The sequence below is a fragment of the Caulobacter vibrioides genome, assembly GCF_002310375.3.
GTDB lineage: Bacteria > Pseudomonadota > Alphaproteobacteria > Caulobacterales > Caulobacteraceae > Caulobacter > Caulobacter vibrioides_D.
In genome coordinates, this window is sequence record NZ_CP023315.3 from 1,605,692 (window position 1) to 1,620,662 (window position 14,971).

General features: G+C 65.3%; 25 protein-coding genes. All 25 read left to right on the top strand.

The annotated features are described in order from the left end of the window. Positions 1-209: 209 nt before the first annotated feature. The 25 genes from fdhD to rpmD all read left to right on the top strand — a co-directional run bounded on the left by fdhD (position 210) and on the right by rpmD (position 14,865). The gene (gene fdhD / locus CA606_RS07645) at positions 210-1,028 is read left to right on the top strand and encodes a formate dehydrogenase accessory sulfurtransferase FdhD (protein WP_181242836.1); all 819 of its coding nucleotides are present in this window, start codon (positions 210-212) and stop codon (positions 1,026-1,028) included. Beyond that, positions 1,028-3,316: an FdhF/YdeP family oxidoreductase gene (locus CA606_RS07650; protein ID WP_096051667.1), complete on the top strand. Its 2,289-nt coding sequence runs from the start codon at positions 1,028-1,030 to the stop codon at positions 3,314-3,316. The genes fdhD and CA606_RS07650 overlap by 1 nt, the downstream gene beginning before the upstream one ends. A 54-nt stretch (positions 3,317-3,370) precedes the next feature. Beyond that, positions 3,371-4,519: a GNAT family N-acetyltransferase gene (locus CA606_RS07655; RefSeq protein WP_096051666.1), complete on the top strand. Its 1,149-nt coding sequence runs from the start codon at positions 3,371-3,373 to the stop codon at positions 4,517-4,519. Between the two features lie 112 nt (positions 4,520-4,631). Further along, positions 4,632-5,471, top strand: a complete 840-nt coding sequence (locus CA606_RS07660; RefSeq protein WP_096051665.1) for a GIN domain-containing protein — start codon at positions 4,632-4,634, stop codon at positions 5,469-5,471. Positions 5,472-5,760: 289 nt separating this feature from the next. Next, complete coding sequence (locus CA606_RS07665) at positions 5,761-5,979, top strand: hypothetical protein (RefSeq protein ID WP_096051664.1); 219 nt, start codon at positions 5,761-5,763, stop codon at positions 5,977-5,979. Between the two features lie 13 nt (positions 5,980-5,992). Then, complete coding sequence (gene rpsJ, locus CA606_RS07670) at positions 5,993-6,301, top strand: 30S ribosomal protein S10 (RefSeq protein WP_004616952.1); 309 nt, start codon at positions 5,993-5,995, stop codon at positions 6,299-6,301. A 13-nt stretch (positions 6,302-6,314) separates the two neighbouring features. Further along, on the top strand, positions 6,315-7,082 hold the full coding sequence (gene rplC, locus CA606_RS07675; protein ID WP_096032932.1) for a 50S ribosomal protein L3: 768 nt from the start codon (positions 6,315-6,317) through the stop codon (positions 7,080-7,082). After that, positions 7,082-7,720, top strand: coding sequence for a 50S ribosomal protein L4 (rplD, locus tag CA606_RS07680; RefSeq protein WP_010919128.1), 639 nt, complete (start codon positions 7,082-7,084; stop codon positions 7,718-7,720). Before rplC ends, rplD begins: the two co-directional genes overlap by 1 nt. Then, a complete protein-coding gene (locus CA606_RS07685; protein ID WP_010919129.1) occupies positions 7,720-8,016 on the top strand; it encodes a 50S ribosomal protein L23 in 297 nt (98 codons plus the stop codon). Before rplD ends, CA606_RS07685 begins: the two co-directional genes overlap by 1 nt. Before the next feature lie 3 nt (positions 8,017-8,019). Continuing rightward, positions 8,020-8,859 (top strand): 50S ribosomal protein L2, encoded by an 840-nt coding sequence (gene rplB / locus CA606_RS07690; protein WP_096051663.1) that lies wholly within the window; start codon positions 8,020-8,022, stop codon positions 8,857-8,859. Positions 8,860-8,862: 3 nt separating this feature from the next. Next, the gene (gene rpsS, locus CA606_RS07695; protein WP_010919131.1) at positions 8,863-9,141 is read left to right on the top strand and encodes a 30S ribosomal protein S19; all 279 of its coding nucleotides are present in this window, start codon (positions 8,863-8,865) and stop codon (positions 9,139-9,141) included. A gap of 2 nt (positions 9,142-9,143) precedes the next feature. After that, positions 9,144-9,524: a 50S ribosomal protein L22 gene (rplV, locus tag CA606_RS07700; RefSeq protein WP_010919132.1), complete on the top strand. Its 381-nt coding sequence runs from the start codon at positions 9,144-9,146 to the stop codon at positions 9,522-9,524. After that, positions 9,524-10,276, top strand: coding sequence for a 30S ribosomal protein S3 (gene rpsC / locus CA606_RS07705; RefSeq protein WP_096051662.1), 753 nt, complete (start codon positions 9,524-9,526; stop codon positions 10,274-10,276). The genes rplV and rpsC overlap by 1 nt, the downstream gene beginning before the upstream one ends. 13 nt (positions 10,277-10,289) lie before the next feature. After that, a complete protein-coding gene (gene rplP / locus CA606_RS07710) occupies positions 10,290-10,721 on the top strand; it encodes a 50S ribosomal protein L16 (RefSeq protein WP_010919134.1) in 432 nt (143 codons plus the stop codon). Positions 10,722-10,726: 5 nt separating this feature from the next. Further along, entirely contained in the window at positions 10,727-10,918 is a 192-nt protein-coding gene (gene rpmC, locus CA606_RS07715; protein ID WP_010919135.1) for a 50S ribosomal protein L29, read from the top strand. 10 nt (positions 10,919-10,928) lie between these two features. Then, positions 10,929-11,168, top strand: a complete 240-nt coding sequence (gene rpsQ / locus CA606_RS07720; RefSeq protein ID WP_013078652.1) for a 30S ribosomal protein S17 — start codon at positions 10,929-10,931, stop codon at positions 11,166-11,168. Positions 11,169-11,185: 17 nt separating this feature from the next. Continuing rightward, positions 11,186-11,554 (top strand): 50S ribosomal protein L14, encoded by a 369-nt coding sequence (gene rplN, locus CA606_RS07725; protein ID WP_010919137.1) that lies wholly within the window; start codon positions 11,186-11,188, stop codon positions 11,552-11,554. Further along, a complete protein-coding gene (gene rplX, locus CA606_RS07730; RefSeq protein ID WP_096051661.1) occupies positions 11,554-11,868 on the top strand; it encodes a 50S ribosomal protein L24 in 315 nt (104 codons plus the stop codon). Before rplN ends, rplX begins: the two co-directional genes overlap by 1 nt. Beyond that, entirely contained in the window at positions 11,861-12,418 is a 558-nt protein-coding gene (gene rplE / locus CA606_RS07735) for a 50S ribosomal protein L5 (RefSeq protein ID WP_010919139.1), read from the top strand. Before rplX ends, rplE begins: the two co-directional genes overlap by 8 nt. Positions 12,419-12,439: 21 nt before the next feature. After that, complete coding sequence (rpsN, locus tag CA606_RS07740) at positions 12,440-12,745, top strand: 30S ribosomal protein S14 (RefSeq protein ID WP_096051660.1); 306 nt, start codon at positions 12,440-12,442, stop codon at positions 12,743-12,745. 10 nt (positions 12,746-12,755) lie between these two features. Further along, positions 12,756-13,154, top strand: coding sequence for a 30S ribosomal protein S8 (rpsH, locus tag CA606_RS07745; protein WP_010919141.1), 399 nt, complete (start codon positions 12,756-12,758; stop codon positions 13,152-13,154). 18 nt (positions 13,155-13,172) lie between these two features. Beyond that, positions 13,173-13,706 (top strand): 50S ribosomal protein L6, encoded by a 534-nt coding sequence (rplF, locus tag CA606_RS07750; protein ID WP_096051659.1) that lies wholly within the window; start codon positions 13,173-13,175, stop codon positions 13,704-13,706. A gap of 3 nt (positions 13,707-13,709) precedes the next feature. Then, on the top strand, positions 13,710-14,060 hold the full coding sequence (gene rplR / locus CA606_RS07755; RefSeq protein ID WP_096051658.1) for a 50S ribosomal protein L18: 351 nt from the start codon (positions 13,710-13,712) through the stop codon (positions 14,058-14,060). Positions 14,061-14,070: 10 nt separating this feature from the next. Further along, the gene (gene rpsE / locus CA606_RS07760; RefSeq protein WP_096051657.1) at positions 14,071-14,676 is read left to right on the top strand and encodes a 30S ribosomal protein S5; all 606 of its coding nucleotides are present in this window, start codon (positions 14,071-14,073) and stop codon (positions 14,674-14,676) included. 3 nt (positions 14,677-14,679) lie between these two features. Next, the gene (gene rpmD, locus CA606_RS07765) at positions 14,680-14,865 is read left to right on the top strand and encodes a 50S ribosomal protein L30 (protein WP_096051656.1); all 186 of its coding nucleotides are present in this window, start codon (positions 14,680-14,682) and stop codon (positions 14,863-14,865) included. The last annotated feature ends 106 nt before the right edge of the window (positions 14,866-14,971 follow it).

The window sequence follows — 14,971 nt, forward strand, 5'->3', positions numbered from 1 at the left end:
AATCCTCCCCCTAGCGGGGGAGGTGGCGCGAAGCGCCGGTGGGGGAAGTTCTGTTGAGCCGGCCTCTTCCCCCTCCGTCGTCTCTTCGAGCCGACACCTCCCCCGCTGGGGGGAGGATTTTTCTCCGGCCCTTGCTCATCAAGGGGAGGGGCGAAAGCGCTCGCCACGGCGGCTGTACCGCTCGGCGCCGTCGGAGTAGGCTCCCCGCCATGTCGCGTTTCGTCGCCGATCCCCGTCCCGCCCTGCAGTGGCGCGCCGATCAGGCCGTGCGGCCAATCGAGCGGATCACGCCCCAGGAAATCGCCGTTGGCCTGTCGTTCGACGGTCGCCCGCACACGGTGCTGATGGCCACGCCCGAGGACTTGGAAGATCTGGCCCGGGGCTTTGTCGTCACCGAGGCGATCGCCGCCGCCCAGGACATCGTCGCGATCACGGTCACGACGGAAGAGCTGGGCGTCCTGGCCGATGTTCGCTTCCCGCCGGGCGCGGGGCCGCGCAAGGCCAGGCCGCGCAATCTCGAGGGGCGTTCCAGTTGCGGGCTATGCGGCGTCGAGCGATTGGCCGATGCGGTTCGCCCCTTGCCAAGACTGGCCGACGGCGGCGGCGCCTTGGCGCATGCGGTCATACCCCGCGCCCTGGCGAGGCTGGAGGATGAGCAGGCCCTGGGCCGCCTGACCCGCGCCACCCACGCTGCGGCGTTCTTCTCCCTGGACGGTGAACTGGTGTTGCTGCGCGAGGACGTGGGCCGCCACAACGCGCTGGACAAGCTGGCCGGCGGATTGCTGCGCGATGGACTTGATCCTGCGGGGGGCTTCGTCGTGGTGACCAGCCGCTGCTCGTTCGAGATGGTCGAGAAGACTGTCAGGCTGGGCTGCCCGATCCTGGTGGCGGTCTCGGCGCCCACGGCTCTGGCGATCGAGCGCGCCGAGGCGGCGAACCTGACCTTGGTGGCGCTGGCCCGCGCCGACGGTCACGCGGTGTTCGCCGGCGGCGAGCGCCTGATCGAAACCCAGCCGGAGCCAGCCTGATGGCGGACGAAAAGATCCCTGGTGTCCGCCCCTACGACAAGCCCGCCGGCGGCTGGGGCGCGCTGAAGGCCGTAGCCGGCGCCCTGGCGGACCAGGAGACGGTGATCGAGGGCGGCAAGACCCTGTTGCAGGCCAATCAGCCGGAGGGCTTCGACTGCCCTGGCTGCGCCTGGCCCGATCCCAAGCACACCTCATCGTTCGAGTTCTGCGAGAACGGCGCCAAGGCCGTGGCCTGGGAGGCGACGACCAAGCGCGCGACGCCCGAGGTGTTCGCTCGCCATACTGTCAGCGAACTGCTGACCTGGAGCGACCACCAGATCGAGGACCTGGGCCGCCTGACCGCGCCGATGGCCTATGACCCGGCCGACGATCGTTACAAAGCCATCTCGTGGGACGAGGCTTTCGCCCGAACCGGCGCAGCGCTGAAGGCGCTGAAGGATCCGAATGAAGCCGAGTTCTACGCCTCTGGCCGCGCGTCCAACGAGGCGGCGTTTCTCTACCAGTTGCTGGGCCGACGGTTCGGGACCAACAACTTTCCGGACTGCTCGAACATGTGCCACGAGCCCACCAGCGTGGGCCTGCCGGACTCGATCGGCCTGGGCAAGGGGTCGGTCACGCTTGAGGATTTCGACCACGCCGACCTGATCCTGTGTTTTGGCCACAACCCCGGCACCAACCATCCGCGCATGATGGCCACGCTGCGTGAGGCCAGCCGGCGCGGCGCGACGATCCTGGCGTTCAATCCTTTGAAGGAGCGCTCGCTCGAGCGCTTCGCCTCGCCGCAGGACGCCGTCGAGATGGCGACCCTGGGATCAACGCCCATCGCCTCGGCCTACTACCAGGTGACGGTCGGCGGTGACGCCCGGCTCGTTCAGGGCATGATGAAGGCCCTGCTGGCGATGGAGGCGCAGCATGGCGGCGTCCTCGACCATGCCTTCATCGCCGAGCACACGGCCGGGTTCGACGCGCTTGCGGCGCAGCTCGAGGCGCTGGACTGGTCCACGATCGAGACGGGCAGCGGTCTTTCGCGCCAACGGATCGAGGAGGCGGCCCAAGTCTACGCCAAGGCCAAGGCCGCGATCCTCTGTTACGGCATGGGCCTGACCCAGCATCGCGACAGTTCCGGAACGGTGCAGCAGCTGGTCAATCTGCTGCTGCTCAAGGGCAATATCGGCCGACCGGGCGCGGGCGTCTGCCCGCTGCGGGGGCATTCCAACGTCCAGGGCGCGCGCACCGTCGGGGTCTGGGAAAAGCCTCCGGCTGCGCTGTTGGACTCGCTCCGCGACGTCTTCGGCTTCGAGCCGCCGCGCGCCCATGGCCATACGGTGGTCGAGTCGATCGCCGCCATGGAGCAGGGCAGGGCCAAGGTGTTCGTCGGCCTCGGCGGCAACTTCGCGGTCGCCGCGCCCGATCCGACCCGCACCTTCGCGGCCATGCGCAAACTGGATCTGGCGGTGCACGTGGCCACCAAGCCCAATCGCACGCACCTGCTGGTCGGTAGGGCGGCCTTGCTGCTGCCGTGCCTGGGCCGCACCGAGATGGATGTGCGCGGCGGCGTCCGCCAGTCGGTGACGGTCGAGGACTCCATGTCCATGGTCCACGCCTCGCGCGGCCTGAACGCCCCGGCGTCCGAGCATCTGCTGTCCGAGCCCGCGATCGTCGCGGGTCTGGCCGAGGCGGTCTTTGGCCATGACCCCCTGATCGACTGGACGGGGCTGGGGAATGACTATGACGCCGTCCGCGCGCTCATCGCCCGCGTGTTTCCCTCGGCCTTCGCGGACTATAACGACAAGGTTCGGGTTCCCGGCGGTTTCCGGCTGCCGGTCGGACCGTCGGACCGGATCTGGCGGACCGCCAGCGGCAAGGCCAACTTCCTGGTCTTCGACCCGAAGGGCGGCGATCCTCGGCGGGGCGATCCCGATGTGCTGCTGCTGACCACCTTGCGCAGCCATGACCAGTACAACACCACCGTCTATGGCCAGGACGACCGCTATCGCGGCGTGTTCGGCCGTCGCGACGTGGTCTTCGCCAACGAGGACGACATGGCCCGGCTTGGCCTGGAAGCGGGGGCGAAGGTCGATCTCCTCGCGGCGTTTGACGAGGGCGTGTCGCGGGTTGCGCGCGGCTTCACCCTTGTTGCGCGCGACATCCCCACAGGTTGCCTCGCGGCCTACTATCCGGAGACCAACGTGGTCATCGCGCTGGATGACCACGATTTGCGGTCCGGAACGCCGGCCTACAAGTCAGCGCCGGTGCGGCTGCGCAGGCACGCGCCCGATCGCAACTAAAGCGATTGTTAGGATGCTGCGCGCCAGAGTGTCGCCTCGCCAGGGAGGGGGCGCTTGCAGGCTGACCGCATGACCGTCGAGATCGTCAACGCCGCCGGGCTAGGGCCTGGTGAGCGCGCGGCGTGGCGCGACCTGCGCGCGGCCGACCCTCGTCTGGCCAGCCCCTATTTCGACCTGCGCTTCATCGAGATCGCGGCCCAGATCGCGCCAGGCGCCCAGCTGGCCGTTGTTCGCGAGGGCGACGCGGTGCGCGGGTTCCTGCCGTTCCAGAAGCGCGGCGCCCTGCTGCAGCCCATGGCCGCTCCGCTGAGCGACTTTCATGGCTTCATCGCCGCGCCGAACCTGTCGGTGTCCCGCCTGCTGCCTCAATTGCCCGGGGTGCGGCGGGCGCGTTTCGGCGGTCTTGTCGGGGCGAGCGGCGAAGATCTCGAGGGTCTCGCGCCCCGCCAGGCCATGGCCGCGGATCTTTCGCGTGGCTTCGAGGCCTATCTCGTCAGCCGCGACGCTCGCTTCCTGAAGGACAAGCGCCGTCGCCGCCGTGCGCTGGAGCGCGACCATGGGGCGCTGAGTTTCTCGTTCGCCCCGGCCACGCGTCACGACATCGCCATGATCGTCGAGCGCAAGCGCGCGCAGATCACAAGGACCCATCAGTACGACGTTTTCGCCTGTGGCTGGACGGTCTCGCTGTTGGAGCGGCTCGTGGACTGCGCCGCTGAGGACTTCGGTCTCCGGACCGCGACGCTGCAAGCGGGCGGCCGGATCGTCGCGGCCGAGCTGGGCCTGATCTCCGGCGGGCGGTATCATCTGTGGTTTCCGATCTACGATCCCGCGTTCGCCCGCTATTCGCCGGGCGCGCTGATGACGCTCGATACGCTGGAGACGCTGGCCGGCTTGGGCGTCAGCCGCGCCGATTTCGGCGTGGACGCTGACAGCTACAAGCGCGACTTCGCCGACCCGGCCGAGACGGTGTTCGAGGGCCTGATTGAACGTCGCCGCGGCGCTCGGGGGCGCCCCATGCGGATGATGGGGGCCGCGCGACTGGCGAGGCGCGTTGATCGGATCGTCGCGTGCGAACCCGGTCTGGTGGGACAGCTTCGCGGGGGAGGGGGCTTCCTCACCTCGCTGGCGCGTCGTTATCCCCGCCTGGGAGCGGTCCTTGGCCTTGCGTTCGGTCTGGTCGGCCTGGCGATGATGGTCGACTAGCGGCGGCCAAAGATGACTTCCGGGTCATGACCTCGAATTAAGTCGAAACCTTGCCAGCCCCTCGCTAGCTTCCCGTCATCGAATTTCAACACGCATCCTTGGGGAGACACCGATGCGGGCTCTGACCACTCTGGCCGTGCTGGCCATCGCCTCGACCGCCGCCGGCGCCGCCGCAGCCGCGCCGTCCCTCAAGATCAAAGACGCCGTGGTTCGTGTCGTGATCATTCCGGAGAACCGCCCGGACGTGAAGGTCGAGTTCCTGACCACGAACGCCGCCCTCCCGCTCACCGTCAGCCAGGATGGCGATCAGGTGGTGGTCGACGGCGACCTTAAGATGAACCGCATCAACGGCTGCAACAGCCGCAACGGCAAGGTCACGGTGCGGGTGCGCGGCGTGGGCGAGGTGTCGTATGACAACTTCCCACAGGTCGCTATCCGCATGCCGATGAACGTGAAGGTCCAGGCGGGCGGCGCCGTGTTCGGTGACATCGGCCGCTCGGATAGCGTCGAGCTTGGTAACGCCGGCTGCGGCGATTGGACGATCGCCAACACCAAGGGCAAGCTGGAGGTCGCGCAAGCGGGCTCGGGCGGGGCCAAGGCCGGTACGTCCTCGCAGGCCGAGTTCAGCATCGCGGGGTCAGGCGACGTATCGGCTCAGGCGGTCACAGGTGACCTGGAGACCAACATCGCCGGTTCGGGCGACATCTGGGTGGCCAGCGTCAACGGCAAGTTCGAAGCCAACATCGCGGGATCCGGCAACATCACCGTGGCCGGTGGTCGCAGCCGTGCGGTCGATGTGAGCGTGATGGGCTCGGGCGACGTCACCTTCAATGGCGAGGCGGCCGACGTCGACGTCAGCGTGATGGGCTCGGGTGACGTGAAAGTCGCCAGGGCGACCGGCCCCGTGAAGAAGCACGTCGGCGGTTCGGGCGACGTCATCATCGGTCAGTAGGCCGCACACATATATATGTAGAGCGAAGTGCGATCGCCCCGGGGACTTAGGGTCCCCGGGGCGTTGTCGTGCTCGGGCCCGGCCTTACGCAAAGGCCTGCGTCTCGTGCGGGGCGCCTTCGCGGCGCGCGGGACGGCGCCGCGCGGCCTTTGGGGCTTGCGTCGAGCGTGGTCGGCGCCTATCCAGAACCCGTCCGGCGACTCGTGTCCTTCAAAGTCACAAAGAGCCGGACAGAGCGCTTGACGAAACCGATTCTGGAACGTACAAGCGCGCCTCTGTTGGACCGGCTGTGAGCTCTCGGGCTCAAACGCGGTTCGCGAGACGCCCGGACATAGCGCCGCCAACCCTTCTTTCGAGAGGGGCCTCTTTCGGGAGGGGTGCAATATCTGGTCATCACCCCCGACAGGCGACTGTTGGGGACATTTGTTTTGCGGACGCTGCGTACGGAGCCCACCTGGGTTCCGAGTTGGTCTTTGAAATGGTTCGAGACGCGGGCGCAGCCCACTAGGAAACCGAGCGATATGGATCGTCAGAACATCCGCATCCGGCTCAAGGCCTTCGATCACCGCGTGTTGGATCATTCCACGCGCGAGATCGTCAATACGGCCAAGCGTACGGGTGCGACGGTGCGGGGCCCCATCCCCCTGCCCACGCTTATCGAGAAATTCACCGTCAACCGTTCGCCGCACGTCGATAAGAAGTCGCGCGAGCAGTTCGAGATCCGTACGCACAAGCGCGTTCTCGATATCGTTGACCCGACTCCGCAGACCGTGGACGCGCTGATGAAGCTCGACCTGTCGGCCGGCGTTGACGTCGAAATCAAGCTGTAAGGAGGGCCGATCCATGACTCTCCCCACCCAACGCACCGGCGTCATCGCCAAGAAGCTCGGCATGACCCGCTTCTTCGACGAAGCTGGTCAGCACGTGCCGGTCACCGTCCTGTCGCTCGACGGTTGTCAGGTCACGGGCGTTCGCACCGTTGAGAAGGACGGCTACACCGCCCTCCAGCTCGGCGCCGGCGCCAAGAAGGCCAAGAACACCTCCAACGCCATGCGTGGCCACTTCGCGAAGGCGGCCGTCGAGCCGAAGCGCGTTGTCGCCGAGTTCCGCGTCGAAGAGAACGCCCTGATCGAAGTTGGCGCCGAACTGACGGCCGACCACTTCGTCGCCGGCCAGAAGGTCGACATCCAAGGCGTGACCGTCGGTAAGGGCTTCGCCGGCGCCATGAAGCGCTGGAACTTCGGTGGTCTTCGCGCCACCCACGGTGTTTCGGTCTCGCACCGCTCGCACGGTTCGACCGGTAACCGCCAGGACCCGGGCCGTACGTTCCCGGGCAAGAAGATGGCTGGTCACCTGGGTCAAGAAACCGTCACCACGCTGAACGTCACCGTTTGGAAGGTGGACGTCGAGCGCGGCCTGATCCTGGTCAAGGGCGCTGTCCCGGGCCACGAAGGCAGCTACGTGAAGGTTCGCGACGCCGTGAAGAAGGCTCTGCCGGCTGACGCTCCGCGTCCGGGCGCCTTCCGCAAGGCTGGCGAAGCTGCTCCGGCCGCCGCTGAGACCCCCGCTGAAGAGGCCCCTGCGGCTGCGACCGAAGAGGGCGAAGGCTAATGAAACTCGACGTCATCAAACTGGACGGCGGCAAGGCCGGTTCCGTTGATCTCGACGACGCCATCTTCGGCATCGACGAGATCCGCGGCGACATCCTGCAGCGCGTCGTGACCTGGCAGCTGGCCAAGCGCCGCTCGGGTAACCACAAGATTCAGGTTCGTAACGAGGTCTCTCGTACGAGCAAGAAGATGTACAAGCAAAAGGGCACCGGCGGCGCTCGTCACGGTTCGCGCCGTGCGGCTCAGTTCGTCGGCGGCGCCAAGGCTCACGGCCCTGTCGTCCGCAGCCACGCTTTCGACCTGCCGAAGAAGATCCGGGCCCTGGCTCTGCGCCATGCCCTGTCCTCGAAGGCCAAGGCCGGTTCGCTGGTCGTGGTGGACAGCGTTGCTCTGACCGAAGCGAAGACGGCCGCCCTGCGCGCCACCTTCGACAAGATCGGTCTGAAGAACGCCCTGGTCATCGCCGGTCCGGAAGTGGACGCGAACTTCAAGCTCGCCGCCCGCAACATCCCGAACGTGGATGTCCTGCCGAACGCCGGCCTGAACGTCTACGACGTGCTGCGTCGCCAAACCCTCGTCCTGACCAAGGACGCGGTCGAAGCGATCTCGGCCCGTTTCGCTGAGAAGGAAGCCGCCTAATGGCCGCCACCGCTCGCCACTACGACACGATCCTGTCGCCGGTGATCACCGAAAAGACGACCCTGCTCAGCGAGCAGAACAAGGTTGTCTTCAAGGTGGCCAACGACGCGACCAAGGACGAAATCGCCGCCGCCGTCGAAGAGCTGTTCAAGGTCAAGGTGACCAAGGTCAACACCATCGTGACCAAGGGCAAGACCAAGCGCTTCCGCGGTATCGTGGGTCGTCGCAACGACGTCAAAAAAGCGATCGTGACCCTGGCCGAAGGCCAGTCGATCGACATCACGACGGGGCTCTAAGACATGGCCTTGAAGCAATTTAACCCGACCAGCCCCGGCCAGCGCGGCCTGGTGCTGATCGATCGCAGCGAACTTCACAAGGGTCGCCCCGAGAAGAAGCTCGTTGAAGGCCTGACCAAGTCGGGCGGTCGCGGCGGCAATGGCCGTATCGCGGTCCGTTTCCGCGGCGGCGGCGCTAAGCGCCTGTACCGTCTGGTCGACTTCAAGCGCCGCAAGCAAGGCGTGGCTACGGTCGTTCGTCTCGAGTACGACCCCAACCGCACCGCCTTCATCGCCCTGATCAAGTATCAGGCCGACGGTGAGCTGGCCTACATCCTGGCCCCGCAACGCCTGAAGGCCGGCGACGAAGTCGTCACGGCTGAAAAGGTCGACGTGAAGCCGGGCAACGCCTCGCCGCTGCGCACGATGCCGATCGGTACGATCATCCACAATATCGAGCTGAAGCCCGCCAAGGGTGGTCAGATCGCCCGTTCGGCTGGCGCCTACGCCCAGCTGGTCGGTCGTGACGCCGGCTACGCCCAGATCCGCCTGAACTCGGGCGAGCTGCGCATGGTGCTCGATACGTGCATGGCCACCGTCGGCGCCGTTTCGAACCCCGACCACATGAACCAGAACCTCGGCAAGGCCGGTCGTTCTCGTCACATGGGCCGTCGCCCGCACGTCCGCGGTGTCGCCATGAACCCGGTCGACCACCCCCACGGTGGTGGTGAAGGCCGGACCTCGGGCGGCCGCCACCCGGTGACCCCGGCTGGTAAGCCGACCAAGGGCGCTAAGACCCGCGTTAACAAGGCCACGGATAAGTTCATCATCCGCTCGCGCCACAAAGCGAAGAAGGGCCGCTAAGCCATGACACGCTCCGTCTGGAAAGGCCCGTTTGTCGACGGGTACCTCCTGAAGAAGGCCGATGCCGCTCTGTCGTCGGGCCGCAAGGATGTCATCAAGACCTGGTCGCGCCGCTCGACCATCATGCCGCAATTCGTCGGCCTGACCTTCGGCGTGCACAACGGCCACAAGCACGTTCCCGTGCTCGTGTCGGAAGACATGGTCGGCATGAAGTTCGGCGAATTCGCGCCGACCCGGAACTTCCCGGGTCACGCCGCCGACAAGAAGGCCAAGAGGAAGTAATCATGGCCAAGCAGAAGCAAGAACGCCGCCTGCCGGCCGCCGAAGCGATGTGCAAGGTGCGCACCCTGCGCACCAGCCCGCGCAAGCTGAACCTGGTCGCTCAGTCCATTCGTGGTCTGAACGTCCAGCGCGCTCTCAACGAGCTCGAATTCAGCCACAAGCGCATCGCTCAGGACGTCCGCAAGGCGCTGTACTCGGCGATCTCCAACGCCGAGAACAACCACAACCTCGACATCGACTCGCTGGTCGTAGCCGAGGCCTATGTGGGCAAGAACCTGATCATGAAGCGCTTTTCGCCCCGCGCCCGCGGTCGCGCGACGCGCGTCGAAAAGCCGTTCTCCGAGATCACGATCGTGGTCCGCGAGCTGGGTGAGGCCGCCTAATGGGTCAGAAAGTCAATCCGGTCGGGCTGCGGCTCGGCATCAACCGCACCTGGGACAGCCGTTGGTTCGCCGACGGCGCCCAGTACGGCAAGCTGCTGCACCAAGACCTCGCGGTCCGCGCCGCTCTGAAGAAGCGCCTGTACCAAGCTGGTGTCTCGCGCATCATCATCGAGCGTCCGCACAAGAAGTGCCGCGTCACGATCTATGCCGCCCGTCCGGGCGTCATCATCGGCAAGAAGGGCGCTGACATCGACAAGCTCCGCAAGGACCTGTCGATCATGACCGAGGGCGAAGTCCACCTGAACATCGTCGAGATCCGCAAGCCGGAAACCGACGCTCAGCTGGTCGCCGAGTCCATCGCTCAGCAGCTGGAGCGCCGTATCGCGTTCCGTCGCGCCATGAAGCGCTCGATCCAGTCCGCCGTGCGCCTCGGCGCCAAGGGCATCCGGATCAACGTTTCGGGTCGTCTGGGCGGCGCTGAAATCGCTCGCATGGAGTGGTACCGCGAAGGTCGCGTGCCGCTGCACACCCTGCGCGCCGACATCGACTTCGGTTTCGCCGAAGCCAAGACCACCTACGGCATCATCGGCGTGAAGACCTGGATCTTCAAGGGCGAGGTGCTCGAGCATGATCCGATGGCGCTCGACAAGCGTCTGGCTACCGAGTCCGGCCCCGCCGGCGAAGGTGGCGGACGTGAGCGTGGTGATCGTCCCGACCGGGGCGACCGTCGTGACCGTCGCGATCGCGCCTAAGGATTAGATCGCCATGCTGTCTCCCAAGAAGACCAAATTCCGCAAGCAGTTCAAGGGCCGCATCCACGGCACTTCGAAGGGCGGCACCCTGCTGAACTTCGGTTCGTACGGCCTGAAGGCTGTCGAGCCGGAGCGCATCACGGCCCGTCAGATCGAAGCCGCCCGTCGCGCCATCACCCGCCAGATGAAGCGTCAAGGCCGCGTCTGGATCCGTATCTTCCCGGACGTGCCGGTCACCGGCAAGCCGGCGGAAGTCCGGATGGGTAAGGGCAAGGGCGCCGTGGATTACTGGGCCGCTCGCGTGGCTCCGGGCCGTATCATGTTCGAAATCGACGGCGTGCCGGACGATATCGCGCGTGAAGCGCTCCGCCTTGGCGCCGCCAAGCTGCCGATCCGCACCCGTGTTGTCACCCGCATCGATGCGGGCGTGGCTCAGGAGGCCTGAGGCTCATGAAGATCGCTGAAATCCGGGGCATGACCCCCGACCAGCTGGCCGACACCCTGATCAGCCTGAAGAAGGAGCAGTTCAACCTGCGCTTCCAGGCCGCCACGGGCCAGGTCGAGAAGACCCACCGCGTCAACGAGATCCGTAAGGATATCGCGCGGATCAAGACCGTGCTGCGCGCCAAGGCCGCGGCTTAAGGAGAACGATATGCCCAAGCGTATCCTCGAAGGGGTCGTCGTCTCCGATAAGGGCGACAAGACCGTGGTGGTGAAGGTCGAACGGACCATCGTCCACCCGGTTCTGAAGAAGATCGTGCGTCAGTCCAAAAAGTACCACGCGCACGACGAAGCCAACGCGTACAAGGCCGGTGAAGCGATCCGCATCATCGAGTGCGCTCCGAAGTCCAAGCTGAAGACCTGGGAAGCTCTTCCCAAGGCTTCGGCTTAATCTGGAAGGTTTAGACCATGATCCAGATGCAAACTAACCTGGAAGTTGCCGATAACTCTGGCGCTCGCCGGGTCATGTGCATCAAGGTGTTGGGCGGCGCAGGCCGTCGCTACGCCAGCGTGGGCGACGTCATCGTCGTCTCCGTCAAGGAAGCCATTCCGCGCGGTCGCGTGAAGAAGGGTGACGTGCTTCGCGCCGTCGTCGTTCGGGTGAATCAAAATCTGAAGCGCAAGGATGGCTCGGTCATCCGCTTCGATAAGAACGCCGCGGTGATCGTGAACAAGCAAAGCGAGCCGGTCGGCACGCGGATCTTCGGCCCGGTTCCTCGTGAACTGCGCGCCAAGAACCACATGAAGATCATCTCCCTCGCTCCGGAGGTGCTGTAATGGCCGCTAAGATCAAGAAGGGCGACCGCGTCGTCGTTCTGGCCGGCAAGGATAAGGGCAAGCAGGGCTCCGTCCTGCAGGTCCTGCCGAAGGATAGCCGGGTTGTCGTGGAAGGCGTGAACATGGTTTCGCGTCACACCAAGCCGACCCAAGCCGACCCGCAAGGCGGCATCAAGCAAAAGGAAGCCGCGCTGCACGTCTCGAACGTCGCCGTCGTGGACTCCAACGGCAAGCCCACCCGCGTCGGCTTCAAGATCGAAGGCGACAAGAAGGTGCGCGTCGCCAAGACGACCGGCGAGGTGATCAATGGCTGATCAAGCTTACGAGCCCCGGCTGAAGACCGTTTATCGCGAGCGCATCCGCGCTGCGATGAAGGAGCAGTTCGGCTACACCAACGAGATGCAGATCCCCAAGCTGGACAAGATCGTCCTGAACATGGGTATCGGCGAGGCCGTGGCCGACTCCAAGAAGGCTCAGACCGCCCTGAAGGACCTGCAAGCGATCGCCGGCCAAAAGCCCGTCGCGACCAAGGCCCGCAAGTCGATCGCCGGCTTCAAGCTGCGCGAGGGCATGGTGGTCGGCGCCAAGGTCACCCTGCGCAAGGACCGGATGTACGAATTCCTCGACCGCCTGGTCACGATCGCGCTGCCGCGCGTGAAGGACTTCCGTGGTCTGAACGGCAAGAGCTTCGACGGCCGTGGCAACTACGCCATGGGTCTGAAGGAGCACCTGGTGTTCCCGGAAATCAACTATGACCAGATCGAACAGATCTGGGGCATGGACATCATCGTCTGCACCACTGCGAAGTCCGACCAGGAAGCCAAGGCTCTCCTGAAGGAATTCCAGTTCCCGTTCGTGAACTAAGAGCGGGAAGGGAAAGAAACCATGGCCAAGAAAAGCGCCGTCAACCGCAACGAAGCCGTCAAGGCTCTCGTCAAGAAGTTCGCCGAAAAGCGCGCCGCGCTGAAGGCGATCGCCAACGACGAAAGCCTGCCGCTCGAGGAACGCTTCGAGGCTCGCCTCAAGCTCGCCAAGCTGCCGCGTAACAGCGCCGCGATCCGCATCCGCAATCGCTGCGAAGTCACCGGCCGTCCGCGCGCCTATTACCGTAAGCTCAAGATGAGCCGTGTGGCCCTCCGCGAACTGGGTTCGCAAGGCCAGATCCCCGGCCTCGTCAAGTCGAGCTGGTGAGGACGATCAGATGTCGATGAACGATCCCCTGAGCGATATGATCGCTCGCATCAAGAACGCCGCCCAACGCAAGCGGTCCAAGGTCTCGACGCCGGCTTCCAAGCTGCGCGCCCGTGTCTTGGACGTGCTGGCCGACGAAGGCTACATCCGCGGCTACTCGCTGGTCGAGAAGCCCGGCGCGTTCCCCGAATTCGAGATCGAGCTCAAGTACTTCGACGGTGAGCCCGTGATCGCTGAGATCAGCCGCGTGTCCAAGCCTGGCCGTCGCGTCTACTCCTCGATCAAGGACCTGAAGCCGATCAAGAACGGCCTGGGCATCTCGATCCTTTCGACGCCGAAGGGCGTCATGTCGGACACCGCTGCACGCGACGCTAATGTCGGCGGCGAAGTCCTCTGCCGCGTCTACTAGGCGCGGGAGGGAAAGAGCATGTCACGTATCGGTAAGAAAGCCGTCGCAATCCCCTCGGGCGTGCAAGTCACGCTCGCGGGTCAGACGGTCACGGTGAAGGGCCCCAAGGGTCAACTCTCGTGGACGATCGCCGACGAAGTCGAAGTCAAGCAAGAGGGCGCTGAGCTCCTGCTGGCTCCGCGCGTCGACACGAAGCGCGCCAAGGGCATGTGGGGTCTCTCCCGCACGCTGGTCGCCAACATGGTGCACGGTGTCACCGCCGGGTTCGAGGAAAGCCTCGAACTGGTCGGCGTTGGTTACCGCGCGGCCATGAAGGGCACGGCGCTCAGCCTCCAACTCGGTTTCAGCCACGACGTGGACGTTGAGGCTCCGGCCGGCGTCACCTTCGCGGTGCCGAAGCAAACCGAAATCAAGATCGCCGGCATCGACAAGCAGGCGGTTGGTGAGATTGCCGCGAAGATCCGCCGCATTCGTCCGCCGGAACCCTACAAGGGCAAGGGCGTGCGTTATGCTGGCGAGAAGGTTCGCCGCAAGGAAGGCAAGAAGAAGTAAGCCATGGCGCTCTCTCCTCGTGAATCGGCGGTCAAGCGCGCTCAGCGCGTTCGCACCCGCCTCAAGAGCCTCGCCAACGGTCGTCCGCGTCTGTCGGTCTTCCGTTCGTCGAAGAACATCTACGCCCAGATCATCGATGATGCTCGCGGCGTGACCCTGGCGTCGGCTTCCACTCTGGAAGCCGAAGGCAAGGGCGCGGACAAGGATGCCGCTGCCGCTGTGGGCAAGCTCGTCGCCGAGCGCGCCATCGAAAAGGGCGTCAAAGACGTCGTTTTCGACCGTGGTGGTTACATCTTCCACGGCCGGGTGAAAGCCCTGGCTGACGCCGCGCGCGAAGCCGGCCTGAACTTCTAAGGGAACGAAAATGGCTCGTGGTGAACAACAGCGCGGTGAAGGCGGTCAACGCCGTGACCGTCGCGACCGCAACGCCCCCGAAGAGCGGGTCGACAGCGACATCGTCGAAAAGCTCGTCCACATCAACCGCGTCGCCGCCACCGTGAAGGGTGGTCGTCGCTTCAGCTTCGCTGCTCTGATGGTCGTTGGCGACCAAAAGGGCCGCGTCGGCTTCGGTCATGGCAAGGCGCGTGAAGTGCCGGAAGCCATCCGCAAGGCGACCGAAGAAGCCAAGAAGACGATGATCCGCGTTCCGCTGCGCGAATCCCGCACCCTGCACCACGACGGCGCTGGCCGTTGGGGCGCTGGCAAGGTGATGATGCGCGCGGCGCCTCCCGGCACCGGCGTCATCGCCGGCGGTCCGATGCGCGCGGTTCTCGAAACCCTGGGCGTCCAGGACGTCGTGGCCAAGTCGACGGGTTCTTCGAACCCGTACAACATGGTTCGCGCCACGTTCGAGGCTCTGAAGGTTCAATCGTCGCCCCGCCAGATCGCCGCCAAGCGCGGTAAGAAGGTTGGCGACATCCTCGGCCGCCGCGCCGACGGCGCGTCGTCGCCGGAAGCCATCGAGGGCTAAATCATGGCTGAAGCTAAGACCGTTACGGTTCGCCAAACCGGCAGCCCGATCCGTCGTGAAAAGGACCAGCGCGCTACGCTCGTGGGTCTGGGTCTGAACCGCGTGGGTCGTGTCTCGACCCTGCGGGACAACCCCTCGACCCGCGGTATGATCCGCAAGGTCCAGCACCTGCTGGAAATCGTCGAGTAGTCCTTCTACACGATGCGAATACGCCACCCCGGAGCAATCCGGGGTGGTTTTCGTTTGAAATCGCGCATTCGCCCCATTGAGTTTTCTCGCGTTTTGGGGTCTTAAG

Coding starts and splice junctions, on each gene's coding strand:
- fdhD (WP_181242836.1), top strand. CDS start 210: ATGTCGCGTTTCGTCGCCGATCCCCGTCCCGCCCTGCAGTGGCGCGCC.
- CA606_RS07650 (WP_096051667.1), top strand. CDS start 1,028: ATGGCGGACGAAAAGATCCCTGGTGTCCGCCCCTACGACAAGCCCGCC.
- CA606_RS07660 (WP_096051665.1), top strand. CDS start 4,632: ATGCGGGCTCTGACCACTCTGGCCGTGCTGGCCATCGCCTCGACCGCC.
- rpsJ (WP_004616952.1), top strand. CDS start 5,993: ATGGATCGTCAGAACATCCGCATCCGGCTCAAGGCCTTCGATCACCGC.
- rplC (WP_096032932.1), top strand. CDS start 6,315: ATGACTCTCCCCACCCAACGCACCGGCGTCATCGCCAAGAAGCTCGGC.
- rplD (WP_010919128.1), top strand. CDS start 7,082: ATGAAACTCGACGTCATCAAACTGGACGGCGGCAAGGCCGGTTCCGTT.
- CA606_RS07685 (WP_010919129.1), top strand. CDS start 7,720: ATGGCCGCCACCGCTCGCCACTACGACACGATCCTGTCGCCGGTGATC.
- rplB (WP_096051663.1), top strand. CDS start 8,020: ATGGCCTTGAAGCAATTTAACCCGACCAGCCCCGGCCAGCGCGGCCTG.
- rpsS (WP_010919131.1), top strand. CDS start 8,863: ATGACACGCTCCGTCTGGAAAGGCCCGTTTGTCGACGGGTACCTCCTG.
- rplV (WP_010919132.1), top strand. CDS start 9,144: ATGGCCAAGCAGAAGCAAGAACGCCGCCTGCCGGCCGCCGAAGCGATG.
- rpsC (WP_096051662.1), top strand. CDS start 9,524: ATGGGTCAGAAAGTCAATCCGGTCGGGCTGCGGCTCGGCATCAACCGC.
- rplP (WP_010919134.1), top strand. CDS start 10,290: ATGCTGTCTCCCAAGAAGACCAAATTCCGCAAGCAGTTCAAGGGCCGC.
- rpmC (WP_010919135.1), top strand. CDS start 10,727: ATGAAGATCGCTGAAATCCGGGGCATGACCCCCGACCAGCTGGCCGAC.
- rpsQ (WP_013078652.1), top strand. CDS start 10,929: ATGCCCAAGCGTATCCTCGAAGGGGTCGTCGTCTCCGATAAGGGCGAC.
- rplN (WP_010919137.1), top strand. CDS start 11,186: ATGATCCAGATGCAAACTAACCTGGAAGTTGCCGATAACTCTGGCGCT.
- rplX (WP_096051661.1), top strand. CDS start 11,554: ATGGCCGCTAAGATCAAGAAGGGCGACCGCGTCGTCGTTCTGGCCGGC.
- rplE (WP_010919139.1), top strand. CDS start 11,861: ATGGCTGATCAAGCTTACGAGCCCCGGCTGAAGACCGTTTATCGCGAG.
- rpsN (WP_096051660.1), top strand. CDS start 12,440: ATGGCCAAGAAAAGCGCCGTCAACCGCAACGAAGCCGTCAAGGCTCTC.
- rpsH (WP_010919141.1), top strand. CDS start 12,756: ATGTCGATGAACGATCCCCTGAGCGATATGATCGCTCGCATCAAGAAC.
- rplF (WP_096051659.1), top strand. CDS start 13,173: ATGTCACGTATCGGTAAGAAAGCCGTCGCAATCCCCTCGGGCGTGCAA.
- rplR (WP_096051658.1), top strand. CDS start 13,710: ATGGCGCTCTCTCCTCGTGAATCGGCGGTCAAGCGCGCTCAGCGCGTT.
- rpsE (WP_096051657.1), top strand. CDS start 14,071: ATGGCTCGTGGTGAACAACAGCGCGGTGAAGGCGGTCAACGCCGTGAC.
- rpmD (WP_096051656.1), top strand. CDS start 14,680: ATGGCTGAAGCTAAGACCGTTACGGTTCGCCAAACCGGCAGCCCGATC.